This window comes from Streptomyces alboniger (genome assembly GCF_008704395.1).
In the GTDB taxonomy this organism is placed as follows: domain Bacteria; phylum Actinomycetota; class Actinomycetes; order Streptomycetales; family Streptomycetaceae; genus Streptomyces; species Streptomyces alboniger.
In genome coordinates, this window is the sequence record NZ_CP023695.1 from 6,750,981 (window position 1) to 6,763,398 (window position 12,418).

General features: G+C 68.5%; 12 protein-coding genes. 10 read left to right on the forward strand and 2 right to left on the reverse strand.

Annotation, left to right across the window (positions count from 1 at the left end):
• Positions 1-5: 5 nt before the first annotated feature.
• The 10 genes from CP975_RS36030 (at position 6) to CP975_RS29690 (ending at position 9,403) form a co-directional block, all read left to right on the forward strand.
• A complete protein-coding gene (locus CP975_RS36030; protein ID WP_246201677.1) occupies positions 6-563 on the forward strand; it encodes a transposase in 558 nt (185 codons plus the stop codon).
• A gap of 675 nt (positions 564-1,238) precedes the next feature.
• Positions 1,239-2,381: a site-specific integrase gene (locus CP975_RS29650; protein ID WP_150477551.1), complete on the forward strand. Its 1,143-nt coding sequence runs from the start codon at positions 1,239-1,241 to the stop codon at positions 2,379-2,381.
• Positions 2,382-2,401: 20 nt separating this feature from the next.
• Entirely contained in the window at positions 2,402-3,688 is a 1,287-nt protein-coding gene (gene pcaDC / locus CP975_RS29655; RefSeq protein ID WP_150477552.1) for a bifunctional 3-oxoadipate enol-lactonase/4-carboxymuconolactone decarboxylase PcaDC, read from the forward strand.
• A gap of 31 nt (positions 3,689-3,719) precedes the next feature.
• Positions 3,720-4,403, forward strand: a complete 684-nt coding sequence (locus CP975_RS29660) for an MBL fold metallo-hydrolase (RefSeq protein WP_425474289.1) — start codon at positions 3,720-3,722, stop codon at positions 4,401-4,403.
• Between the two features lie 30 nt (positions 4,404-4,433).
• Positions 4,434-5,213: an exodeoxyribonuclease III gene (locus CP975_RS29665; RefSeq protein WP_055532728.1), complete on the forward strand. Its 780-nt coding sequence runs from the start codon at positions 4,434-4,436 to the stop codon at positions 5,211-5,213.
• A gap of 420 nt (positions 5,214-5,633) precedes the next feature.
• Positions 5,634-6,077 (forward strand): DUF6278 family protein, encoded by a 444-nt coding sequence (locus CP975_RS29670; protein ID WP_055532731.1) that lies wholly within the window; start codon positions 5,634-5,636, stop codon positions 6,075-6,077.
• A gap of 125 nt (positions 6,078-6,202) precedes the next feature.
• On the forward strand, positions 6,203-6,946 hold the full coding sequence (locus tag CP975_RS29675; RefSeq protein WP_055532733.1) for an amino acid ABC transporter ATP-binding protein: 744 nt from the start codon (positions 6,203-6,205) through the stop codon (positions 6,944-6,946).
• A gap of 31 nt (positions 6,947-6,977) precedes the next feature.
• Positions 6,978-7,883 (forward strand): glutamate ABC transporter substrate-binding protein, encoded by a 906-nt coding sequence (locus tag CP975_RS29680; RefSeq protein WP_055532735.1) that lies wholly within the window; start codon positions 6,978-6,980, stop codon positions 7,881-7,883.
• A gap of 9 nt (positions 7,884-7,892) precedes the next feature.
• A complete protein-coding gene (locus tag CP975_RS29685; protein ID WP_030778332.1) occupies positions 7,893-8,537 on the forward strand; it encodes an amino acid ABC transporter permease in 645 nt (214 codons plus the stop codon).
• Positions 8,534-9,403 (forward strand): amino acid ABC transporter permease, encoded by an 870-nt coding sequence (locus CP975_RS29690; protein ID WP_055532737.1) that lies wholly within the window; start codon positions 8,534-8,536, stop codon positions 9,401-9,403. The genes CP975_RS29685 and CP975_RS29690 overlap by 4 nt, the downstream gene beginning before the upstream one ends.
• A gap of 37 nt (positions 9,404-9,440) precedes the next feature.
• Here the strand turns inward: CP975_RS29690 and CP975_RS29695 are convergent, their stop codons facing one another.
• Together CP975_RS29695 and CP975_RS29700 are read right to left on the reverse strand one after the other, a co-directional pair.
• A complete protein-coding gene (locus tag CP975_RS29695; RefSeq protein ID WP_055532739.1) occupies positions 9,441-11,042 on the reverse strand; it encodes a CocE/NonD family hydrolase in 1,602 nt (533 codons plus the stop codon).
• A gap of 116 nt (positions 11,043-11,158) precedes the next feature.
• Entirely contained in the window at positions 11,159-12,400 is a 1,242-nt protein-coding gene (locus CP975_RS29700) for a L,D-transpeptidase (RefSeq protein ID WP_150477553.1), read from the reverse strand.
• Positions 12,401-12,418: the final 18 nt, after the last annotated feature.

Genomic DNA, 12,418 nt, shown 5'->3' on the forward strand with positions numbered 1-12,418 from the left:
CCCACATGCTACGCATCGCGCGCGGTCTACGAACGTGGAAAGCCGCATGGGAAGACCGCTGTGCAGACGTGCCTAGGCCCCGCGCCCCGGTACTTGAAGCCCGCTCGCTGCTCCCGCAGGGCGACCACTGTGGTCGGCCGCGCACGAAAGAGGGTTCCAGACCGTTCGTCCCATCCCGAGCGGCCGGGCAGCGACGCGTCTTTCGCCGCGCAGTGCGGAGCCCGTCCCATCGAGACTCATCGGGCGGTCGGAGCTCGCGGCGGCTCAACCATGGTGGCGACCGGCAGGCGAATGCCACTCTGCACCGCATCGTGTTCACCCGGCTGCATCACGATCCGCGTACCCAGGCGTACTACGAACGCCGCACCCGTAAGGGCAAGACCCGGCGGGAGATTATCCGATGCCTCAAGCGATATGCCGCCCGCGAGGTCTTCAACCTGGTCAGGACGGTGTCTACCAACCTCCGTTATAGGGGCCTTCGCGACAGGCGGTGGTCCACACCGCTTCACCCAGGTCATTTCGTTGAGAAAGCCTCACTGTGTCCTGCTCGCCCTCGTCTATGACACGGCTCTGCGGCGCGAGGAACTGTGCCTGCTGACCTTGCCCCCGCCCACCGGACCGTGAGGATTCGGGCCGAGATGGCCAAGACCCGGCGAGAATGCCTAGTCCGCGACTGCCCTGCGTGCATAGCAGTGCGCTCGCCGTGAAATACATGAGTGGGTGAGGCTGAGCGTTGTATTCCGGGGAAGGCAACGCGGTGCGATACCCGCGTCGTTGGTACTTCTATATGTGTTGTGGCCTGCGTCCTCGATCGGGTCGCCGGCGGCGGATTGATTGTGTTCGACACGCGCGCTATGCCCTCCCTGTCCCGCGGTTCTGCCAGGTGCCCTCCTGAAGGAGGGCGATATGACCGCGAGGGGCAAGGTCTCGTCGTGCAGGGCGATACATAGCAGACGATCCCCGGTTAGCGAAACCGGGGATCGTCCCGAGTATTGAGGGTGTTCGCACTCGGCTGTGCTTGGCAGTGGAGCCTAGGCGGACGAAGCAGGCGGCGCCGCAAACCCCGGACGTGGAGAGCGCTGTTGTCTGTTGCCCTGATGACTGTGGTGCCCTTCGCTGAAGGCAGCGATGGCACCGCCGATGTGGATTTTCCACGCCTGCGAGGAGAGTGAGCGATCCTGTCTCAACCGATCAAGAAGCTGCCGCCGAACGCGAAGGGGCAGGTCCGGTACCGGTTCGTGGTCGATGTCGGGACCGACCCAGCCACTGGGAAGCGTAAGCAGCTGACCCGTACCTTCGGCAGGCTCAAGGAGGCGCAGGCCGAGTACGCACGTATCACGGTCCGTCGCAATGAAGGGGCGTTCGTGTCGCGCAACAAGATGACCGTGAACGAGTGGCTCGATCAGTGGCTCGCCAAGAAGGCGGAAGACCTGGAGGAGACCACGATCTCCACCTACAGGGTGACCCTGGACCGTGTCCGGGGCAGGCTTGGGCACATCCGGCTCCAAGAGCTCAGTGAGGATGATGTCGAAGCGTGGATGTTGTGGGCTCTTCGGGAGGGCCGCGTACGCCCCACGAAGGCCGGTCCCGGTCTGGGGGTTACCTCGGTGGAGATGTCCCTCACGCGGCTGAAGGAAGCTCTCAACCGGGCCGTAGCGCGGCGCCTGGTCGCGGTGAACGTCGCCCAAGAGATCACAATCCCTCGGAAGGTACGCAAGGCTGAGCGGCGGGCCAAGGCGGAAGTGCTGCCCTGGAGTGCCGCGGAGGTTCATTCCTTCGTAATCGCGGTGAAGGGCGACCGGCTGTACGCCCCGCTCCTCCTGTCGTTGATGGGTCTGCGCCCGGCAGAGGTGTGCGGCATGCGTTGGGCCGATCTGGATCTGGACAAAGCCACCTTGGCTATCGCCAACACCCGCACGTTGGTGGGGAACAAGACCGTGGTGGAGAAGGACACGAAGTCGCTTGCTGGGGAACGAGATCTCCCGCTGCCCACTCTGGTCAAGGCGGCCCTCAGGAACTTCAAGGCCACTCAAGCAGCTGAGAAGCGGGCGGCGGGGCAGGCGTACGAGGACAGCGGGTACGTGCTGGTGGACGAACTCGGGACGCCGCTCAATGTGCGGCAGTTGCGTGAGCAGGCGTACAAGGTCATGGCCGAGAATGCGCTGCGGCGGGTCCGTTTGTACGATGCCCGCGCGAGTTGCTTCACCTACCTGGCAAACAATGGGGTCCCTGACCATCTCCTCGCCCGATGGGCGGGGCACACCGACGTCAGGACCACGCAGCGCTGGTACGTGAAGCCGGACGTGGAAGATCTTCGTTCGGCGGCGGATACCTGGAGTGGTCTGACCGGTCCCCCGACCCCTGTGGTGAGAGAGATGTGAGACGTGGGAGCGTGGGGCGGGTGAGTGAGACGACGACGAAGACCCTGCAGTACCGCTTTGACGGGCCGGAAGACGCCCCAGTCCTTATTCTGGGTGCTTCCCTCGGGACAACATGGCACATGTGGGACCGCCAGATACCCGACCTGACCCGGCACTGGCGGGTGTTCCGTTTCGACATGCCCGGGCACGGCGGGGCGCCCGCGCACCCCTGCGGATCGGTCGGCGAGCTGGCCGACCGGCTGCTCGCCACGCTCGACGGGCTCGGCGTGCAGCGCTTCGGGTACGCGGGCTGCGCCTTCGGCGGCGCCATCGGAGCCGAGCTCGCACTCCGGCACCCCCAGCGCGTCGCCTCGCTTGCCCTGATCGCCGCGTCGCCCCGCTTCGGCACCGCCGACGAGTTCCGTCAGCGCGGGGTCATCGTGCGCAGCAACGGCCTCGACCCCATCGCCCGCTCCGCGCCCGAGCGCTGGTTCACGCCCGGCTTCGCCGCCGCGCAGCCCGCGATCACCGACTGGGCCGTCCAGATGGTGCGCACCACCGACCCCGGCTGCTACATCGCGGCCTGCGAGGCCCTCGCCGCCTTCGACGTGCGCGCCGAGCTGGGCAGGATCGGCATCCCCACGCTGGTCCTCGTCGGCTCCGAGGACCAGGTCACCGGGCAGGTCGAGGCCCGCACCCTCGTCGCGGGGATCCCCGACGCCCGCCTCGCCGTCGTGCCGGGGGCCTCGCACCTCGCCCCCGTCGAGCAGCCCGCCGCGGTCACCGACCTGCTCGTACGCCACTTCTCCACCGCCTGGCAGGCACAGGACACCCAGGCGGCGATCACCCCCCCGCCCGTCAAGCCCGTCCTGTCCCCGCCGCCCGTCGCCCCCATGGCCGAGATCGCCGCCGCGGAGCAGCCCGAGGCCGTGGTCGGCCCGGGCAGGCCCGACCCGTACGAGGCGGGCATCAAGGTCCGCCGCGAAGTGCTCGGCGACGCGCACGTGGACCGGGCGCTGGCCGCGGCCGACGACTTCTCCGGCGACTTCCAGGAACTCATCACCCGCTACGCCTGGGGCGAGGTCTGGAACCGGCCGGGCCTCGACCGCCGCTCCCGCAGCTGCGTCACCCTCACCGCGCTTGTAGCCGGCGGCCACCTGGACGAGCTGGCCTTCCACACCCGCGCCGCGCTGCGCAACGGCCTCACCCCGGCCGAGATCAAGGAAGTGCTGCTCCAGGCCGCCGTCTACTGCGGGGTGCCCGCGGCGAACTCCGCCTTCAAGGTCGCGCAGGCCGTGATCCGCGAGGAAACCACACCCCCGGAGTAGCGGGACGCGGCGGGAGGAGCAGCATGGAGGGATGACTGACATGACGACTTCCGCTGACAGCTCCTCCGCGCGCGCGAAGCGCACGATGTTCACGAAGAAGACCCACGCGTGCGTGCGTCTCGAAAAGGACGGCCACACGCTCGTCATCGACCCGGGCGCCTTCAGCGAGGACGACGCGGCGCTCGACGCCGACGCCATCCTCGTCACCCACGAGCACCCCGACCACTTCCACGAGGGACGGCTGCGCGCCGCCCTGGAGGCCCGCCCCGGCGCCGAGATCTGGACCCTGAAGTCGGTCGCGGACCAGATCTCGGCCGCTTTCCCCGGCCGCGTGCACACCGTCGGGCACGGCGACACCTTCACGGCCGCCGGGTTCGACGTCCAGGTGCACGGCGAGCTGCACGCCGTGATCCACCCGGACATCCCGCGCATCACGAATGTCGGGTACCTCGTCGACGGCTCGGTCTTCCACCCCGGCGACGCCCTGACCGTCCCCGACCAGCCGGTCCAGACGCTGCTGCTCCCCGTCATGGCGCCCTGGAGCAAGATCTCCGAGGTGATCGACTACGTACGCGAGGTCAAGCCGCAGCGCGCCTACGACGTCCACGACGCGCTGCTCACCGACCTCGCCCGGCCCATCTACGACCACCAGATCGGCGCCCTGGGCGGCGCCGAGCACCTGCGGCTGACACCGGGGGAGACGGCCGAACTCTGACTGTCAGTGGCGCCGGGTAGGTTGTGAGTCATGCGTATCGCGACCTGGAACGTGAACTCGATCACCGCTCGGCTGCCGAGGCTCCTCGCCTGGCTGGAGACCACCGGCACGGACGTCGTGTGCATACAGGAGACGAAGACGACGGCCGAGGGATTCCCGGCCGACGCGCTCCGCGAGCTGGGATACGAGTCGGCGGTGCACGCCACCGGCAGGTGGAACGGCGTGGCGCTGATCTCCAAGGTCGGCCTCGACGACATCGTCAAGGGCCTGCCGGGCGACCCCGGGTACGAGGGCGCGGCCGAGCCCCGCGCGATCGCCGCGACCTGCGGCCCGGTCCGCCTCTGGTCGGTGTACGTGCCGAACGGCCGCGAGGTCGACCACGCGCACTACGCGTACAAGCTCCAGTGGTTCGAAGCCCTCAAGGCCGCCGTCGCCGGGGACGCGGGAGGCTCCCGCCCCTTCGCCGTCCTCGGCGACTTCAACGTCGCGCCGACCGACGACGACGTCTGGGACCCGTCGCTCTTCGTGGGCGCCACGCACGTCACCCCGGCCGAGCGCGCCGCCCTCACCGCCCTGCGGGAGACGGGCCTCACCGACATCGTGCCGCGCCCCTTGAAGTACGACCGCCCGTATACGTACTGGGACTACCGCCAGCTCGGCTTCCCCAAGAACAAGGGCATGCGCATCGATCTGGTGTACGGAAACGAACCCTTCGCGAAGGCCGTCTCCGACTCCTATGTGGACCGCGAGGAGCGCAAGGGCAAGGGTGCCTCGGACCACGCGCCCGTGGTGGTGGACCTGGACGTCTGAGCCGGCCTCAGGGCGTCGGCTTCCGCGGTGCACGCCGCGGGCGAGCCCTCCGCCGGTCCGGCCGCTCCAGGGCTCGAACGCCAGTCCGGTGCGGTGGGCCGGTAGCTGCCGCGTGAGCCGTCCCGTAGCGCAACGTCCCGATGCCGCCCGCCTCGCCGCCCGCACCCGCGGCCAGGTCGCGGGCTCCGTCAATGCCCAGGGTCCGCCCGGGAGTCCAGCCCGTGGCCATTCGGTCCCGGGCAGGTGGCGGGTGGGTGCCAGACCCCGTACACCCCGCCCTCCCGGGCCCCTCCGTACAGGAATGGGCCCAGAGGGTGATTCAGCAGATTCCGTGATCAACTGATGCCAGATACATTTGGACATTACGGAATCAGCGGCCGGCCGCGCGTCCGGCGGCGCCACGCGACGGAGAGGCCGACCATGAACATCCCGTTCCTCGACAAGTGGCGCAAGCGGCACTCCGCGACGGACCCGGCCCGCGGGCTCGCGGCCGCCTTCGAGGAGGACCCGGCGGGTGTGGCCGAGCTGTTGTCCGAGTGCGAGCTGCTGCGCTCCCAGGCGGCCGCGGCCGGGCTCGAACTGGACGACTCCCCGGCGTCGTTGACCGCCCTCGACCAGCTGCTGCCGCGCTGGCGCGACGACCCGGAGCTGCTGCCCTGGCTCGGCAACGACGCGGGGCTGTACCTGGGCACGGTCGTGGTGCGGACCGTGCCGGGCGCCACCTGGCACGTATGGCCCGGTGGCGGCCCTGTCGTGCGGCTGAGGTCCGGACGGGACATCCCGGTCGTCGAGGCGGGGCTCGACTGGGCGGTGCAGGGAGCCCCCGAGCTGTCGCAGATCTACGCCGAGGCCTCCGAGACGTAACCCCCACCGCACCCCGACTGCCGCAAATACGGTTAATGCCCAGGCGTGCGTGTCGTCCGTTAAGTCCCGTTTCTGCGTGGATAGTTTGCGCGGACGTACACAGCTGAGAGTGGGCAGGTCTTGCCATGGCCGTCGATCCGTTGATCGAGCTGCGTGATGTGAACAAGTACTACGGAGAGCTGCATGTCCTCCAGGACATCAACCTCACCGTCGGCAAGGGGGAGGTGGTCGTGGTCATCGGCCCGTCCGGGTCGGGCAAATCAACACTCTGCCGGACGATCAACAGGCTGGAGACCATCCAGTCCGGGGAGATCAGGCTCGACGGGCAGCCCCTGCCCGATGAGGGGAAGGCCCTCGCCAGGCTCCGCGCCGAAGTCGGCATGGTCTTCCAGTCCTTCAACCTCTTCGCGCACAAGACCGTTCTCCAGAACGTCTCGCTCGCGCAGACCAAGGTCAGGGGCCGCAAGAAGGACGAGGCCGACCACCGGTCCCGGGAGCTCCTGGAGCGCGTGGGACTGTCCACGCAGGCCGAGAAGTACCCGGCGCAGCTCTCCGGAGGCCAGCAGCAGCGCGTGGCCATCGCCCGCGCCCTGGCCATGGACCCCAAGGCACTGCTCTTCGACGAGCCGACCTCGGCCCTCGACCCCGAGATGATCAACGAGGTCCTCGAGGTCATGCAGCAGCTCGCCCGTGACGGCATGACGATGGTCGTCGTCACCCACGAGATGGGCTTCGCCCGCTCCGCCGCCAACCGCGTGGTCTTCATGTCCGACGGCCGCATCGTCGAGGACCGGACCCCGGAGGACTTCTTCACCCACCCGGAGAGCGAGCGCGCCAGGGACTTCCTCTCCAAGATCCTCAAGCACTGACGGGGGCGACGCGCTCGTGAAGAGACACACCATGCGTACGACCCGGCTCGTGGCGGCACTCGTCCTGTCCGCGCTCGTCTCCACCGCCTGCGGCAAGGAGGGCAGCCCGCCGACGAAGGGCCCCGCGGCCGAGAAGCTCCCCGAATACCGGGTGGCCACAGGCTTCCAGCTGCCCCAGTCGTCGACCTGGCGGAAGGCCAAGAGCCGCGGCCGCTTCATCGTGGGCGCCAAGGAGGACCAGCCCTACCTCGGCGAGAAGGACCCCGCGACGGGCACCTACTCGGGCTTCGACATCGAGATCGCCAAGATGATCTCGGCCTCGCTGGGTCTGGACCCCCGGCGGATCGAGTTCAGGACCATCGCGTCGGCCAACCGCGAAACCGCCCTGCAGAACGGGCAGATCGACTACTACGTCGGCACCTACACCATCAACGACAACCGCAAGAAGCTCGTCGGCTTCGGCGGCCCGTACTACCTGGCGGGGCAGGGCCTGCTCGTACGGCACGACGAGGACGACATCAAGGGCCCCGGGGACCTGGCGGGCAAACGCGTCTGCTCGGCGGCAGGATCCACCCCCTACCAGCGCATCCAGCAGGAGTACCCGAAGGCCACCCTCGTCGCCTACGACACGTACTCCGTCTGCGTCGACAACCTGCTCACCTACCAGGTCGACGCCGTCACCACCGACGACGCGATCCTGATCGGCTACGCGGCCAAGGTGCCCGACGAACTCAAGGTGGTCGGCAAGCCGTTCTCCGAGGAGCCGTACGGCATCGGGGTCCCCCGGCGCGACAACGCGCTGCGCCTCGCCATCGACGACGCCCTCGCCGCCGGTGAGAAGAACGGCGACTGGAAGAAGGCCTACGACGCCACGCTCGGGCTCTCCGGGGTGCCGGCGCCGAAGCCGCCCGCCATCGACCGCTACCCGGCGAACTGAGGAGGCGTCGTGGACGTACTGACAGACAACTTCTCCACGTACGGCGACGGTTTCCTCGGCACCGTGGAACTCACCGTCTACGCCTCGGTCCTCGCACTCGTGCTCGGCTTCCTCATGGCCTCGTTCCGCGTCGCGCCCGTCGGCTCCTTCCGGGCCTTCGGCACGGTGTGGGTGGCGGTCCTGCGCAACACCCCGCTCACGCTGCTCTTCTTCGCCGTACTGCTCGGACTGCCGCGCTTCGGACTCGTGCTGCCCTTCAAGGTGTTCGCGGTCCTCGCGCTCGGCTGCTACACCTCCGCCTTCATCTGCGAGGCGCTCAGGTCGGGCATCAACACCGTGCCCAAGGGACAGGGCGAGGCGGCAAGGAGCCTCGGGATGTCCTTCGGCCAGACCCTGTCGATGGTGGTGCTGCCCCAGGCCTTCCGGTCCGTGATCGCCCCGGTCGGCTCCAACCTCATCGCGCTCGCCAAGAACTCCGCGATCGCCGGGGCCTTCAGCGTCACCGAGCTGCTCGGCACGTACAAGACGCTCAACGAGCTGGGTTACAACATCGTCTGGACCTTCGTCTGGATCGCCCTCGGCTACCTCATCATCACCCTCGCCATCAGCGCGGTCTTCAACATCCTCGAAAAGCGCTGGGGAGTCGCCCGATGAAAGCCCTCTCCCACGATTCCACCGCCCTCTACGACATTCCGGGGCCCAGGACCGTACGGCGGCACAGGCTCTACGGGGTGCTCTCCACCCTCGTCGTCCTCGCCCTCGTCGGCTGGATCCTGTATCTGCTCTTCGACACCGACCAGTTCACCTCCACCAAGTGGGCGCCCTTCCAGTACGAGGGCATCCAGGAACTCCTCCTGCGGGGCCTCGGCAACACGCTCAAGGCCTTCGCGATCTCCGCGGTCCTCGCGCTCGCGCTCGGCGGACTGCTCGCCATGGGGCGGCTCTCGGAGCACCGGCCGGTGCGCTGGGTGGCCACGCTCCTCGTGGAGTTCTTCCGCGCGATGCCCGTCCTGGTCATGATCTTCTTTGTCTTCGTGGCGCTGAAGGTGCAGCCGCTGCCCGCGCTGGTCGCCGGACTCACGCTCTACAACGGCTCGGTGCTCGCCGAGGTCTTCCGCTCGGGCGTCAACTCCATGGAACGCGGCCAGAAGGAGGCCGCCTACGCCCTCGGCATGCGCAAGACCCAGGTCATGAGCTACGTCCTCGTGCCCCAGGCGCTGCGCGCCATGTTGCCCGCCATCATCAGCCAGTTGGTGGTGGCCCTCAAGGACACCTCGCTGGGATTTCTGATCACCTACGAGGAGTTCCTCCACGCCGGGAAGCTGATCGCGTCGAATCTCGACTACGATTTGCCTTTCATCCCCGTGGTCATGGTGATCTCACCGATCTACATCGGGATGTGCATGTTGCTGTCGTGGTTCGCCCAGTGGGTGTCCAAGCGTCAGCGGCGCAATCCCAAGACGGAGGCCGCGGATGTCGCGTCGGCCGAACCAGGGACGCTGCTGCCGGGTGTGCAGTAGCTCGTAGGGCCACGCCCGCACCGGCAGCAGCCGGAGATCACTGCTCGCGCAGGGGAATGGACACGTATGACGGGTCCGCCTGCGGCGAGGAGAAGGTCAGCTGCGCGCCGGACGGGTTGTGCTCGATGTAGAGCGGGTCGACCGTGTCGACGACCAGGGCGAGCTTGTGTCCTGCCGGTACGTCGTAGGCCGTGGAGAACAGCTCCAGGTCCACGCCGAACGGCTTGCCGGGCGTCTTGCCGTGGAAGGTGTACGGCGCATTGCTGACCAGCTTGCCGAGGCCGAGCGGGCCCACGTCGTAGAGGTACGCGACGAGGGTGCCGCTCTCCTTGGTGCTGGTGAGCGTGGTGTGCAGCTTCGCCGTGCCGCGCACCCGCTGGGGCGTCGTGTACCTCTCCGACTGCCACACGCCCGTGTAGCGGCGCGGGAGCAGCGGCACCGAGGCCATCGGCGGGATCTTCAGGAACTGGTCGAGGGCGTTGGAGAGGATCGCCATGCCGCCGTTGGCGCCCGAGTCGACGTTCGTACGGATCGTGGTGGTCCCCGCCGTCGCGATCTTCTTGCGCGTGGGGCCGACCGACTTCCAGTCGGGGTAGCCCTCGTAGCCGCCCGTGGAGCGCGACTTGAGCTGGACCGGCTGCTCCTTGTCGATGCCGTTGTCCGCGCCCTTGAGGTAGCGGTCGAACCAGCGCCGGGTCGAGGTCCAGGTGTCGTTGGGCAGCCCGAGCAGGCCGGTGGCCTCCGCCGTCGCGTGGTCGCCGGGGCGCAGCTCCAGGCGCTTGGGGCCGGTCAGACGCTCGTAGAACTCGGCGTACTGGTTGGGCGGGAAGAGGGTGTCGCCCCAGGCGTTGCCGAGCATGATGGCCGCGCCGTTCTTGTTGATCCGGTCGAGGTAGGTCGCGGGGGAGCGCTTGGCGCCCCACGCGATCATCTCGTCCTCCTTGTCCAGGTTGGAGGCGAGGAAGTCCTTGAGCGTCTGCTGGAGTTCGGCGCTCGGGCGGCCGGTGAGCGCGCCCGCGCCACCGAGCAGGGCGGCGGCCTGGGCGTGCTGGGTGCGCCCGCTGTAGATCGAGTCGATCAGGTCGGCCCAGCCGCTCAGCGCGGCCACCACCTTGATCCGCTTGTCGTGCCCGGCGGCGAGCAGGCTGATGCCCGCGCCGTACGAGACGCCCGCCATGCCGACCTTGTCGGGGTCGGCCGGGGTGTTCGCGAGGGTCCAGTCGATGACCTTGGAGGCGTCGGCGATGTCCTCGGGGCCCGCTGTCTCTATCTCGCCGCCGGACTGCCAGAAGCCGCGCGAGTTGTAACTGACCACGACGTAACCGGAGTTCGCGAGCTTCTGGGCCTGGGCGACGTACTCGATCTGGGGCATGGCCCAGCTGGTGGGCAGCACGATCGAGGGGTACGTCGAGCCGGGCTTCGCGTCCTTCGGGGTGAAGACGTTGGCCTTGAGGACCGTGCCGCCGTCGCCGGGGATGTCGACGAAGCGTACGTCGGTGGAGCTCGCGGCCGGCGGCGCGGCGGCCGGTGCCGCCTGTGCCGCCGGGGCGAGACCGAGGGCGGTGCCGGCGACGAGGGCCGCGGAGACGGTGCCCACGGCGGTCGTACGGAGGGTCCGGTGGGGGCGCGGAGCTCTCACGGGTCACTTCCTCACTCGTTGAAAGTGCAAAGTGACCCGACGGTAACCGGGAACCTTTACCGGGGGTAACCCATTGGTAAGTTACGCCCCGGTAACGATCGTTCAAGGGTGCACGGTTACTTCAGCGCGCTCTTGGCCTGCCAGTCGGACCAGGAGACGTTCCACTCGCCGAAGCCGTTGCCCGGGTCCGGGACGCCCTTCGAGCCGCTGCCCGTGACCTCGAAGGGGTCGCCTATCTGCGCCTCGCGGTAGAGCCAGCCCGCGTCACCGGTGCTCATGCCGACGCAGCCCGAGCTGTGGTTGGTGTTGCCGAAGTACGAGGCGTTCCACGGGGCCGCGTGCGCGTACATGCCCGACCAGGTCAGCCGCATCGAGTAGTCGACCATCTTGTCGTAGCTGTTGCTGCCGGTGAGGCCGACCGTCTCGGAGCGCATGTTGATCGTGCCCTCCTTCGACATCAGGACCGAGGTGCCGCCCCAGGAGGCCTTCTCGCCGCCGGGGGTGCCCGCCGACATGGGCAGCGACCTGACCGTTTTGCCGTCCCGCGTCAGCGTCGTCGTCTTGCTGTCCAGGTCGACCTTCACGACCTGGCTCCTGCCGACCGTGAAACCGGTGGCGTAGTCGCGCACGAACCAGTCGCCGCCACCCGAGTCGATGCCGTTGAGCCGCGCGTCCAGCTTCACCTTCGTGCCGGACTTCCAGTACTCCTTGGGGCGCCAGTCGACGCGGTCCTTGCCGTCGTAGTTCTTGATCCAGCCCCAGGACCCGGTGGTGTCGTTCGACGTGGTCACCTTCAGGTGCTTCTCCACCTCGGCCTTGTTCCGCACCGGGTGGTCGAAGGTGATCGACAGGGGCTGGGCGATGCCGACGGTGGAGAACTTGCCCGCGGAGTCCTTGCCCGGGATGAGCGTCACCTTGTTGACCTGCTCGGGCGCGGCCGTCTTGAAGGAGGCCTTCGCGCTGCCGCCCTGGTCGCTGACCGCTTCGACCTCGTACGCGGTGCCGGGGGCCGCCACGCGCAGCGACTTCCAGGTGGTGCCGTTCGCCGAGACCTTGCCGGGCAGCTTCGCGCCCTTGGCGTCGGCGACGGTCACCTGCTTCAGCTTGCCGTCGGCCAGCTTCACGGTGACCGGGCCGCCCGCCTTCGCCTGCTGACCCGTGAGGTTCACCGAGATCTTCGGCTTCTCGGCGGCCTTGTCGGCGCCGGACGAGCCGCTGCCGCCCGAGCAGGCGGTGAGGGCGGCGGCGAGCACGGCGAGGCCCGCGGCAGCCGCGTGGCGGGTGCGAAGGGGGCGTCGGCGGCTCGAAGAGCTCTGCGGGGACAAGGAAACGTACCTCCATGCGAATGTGGACTGCATGGAGAGAGGGCGCAGAGC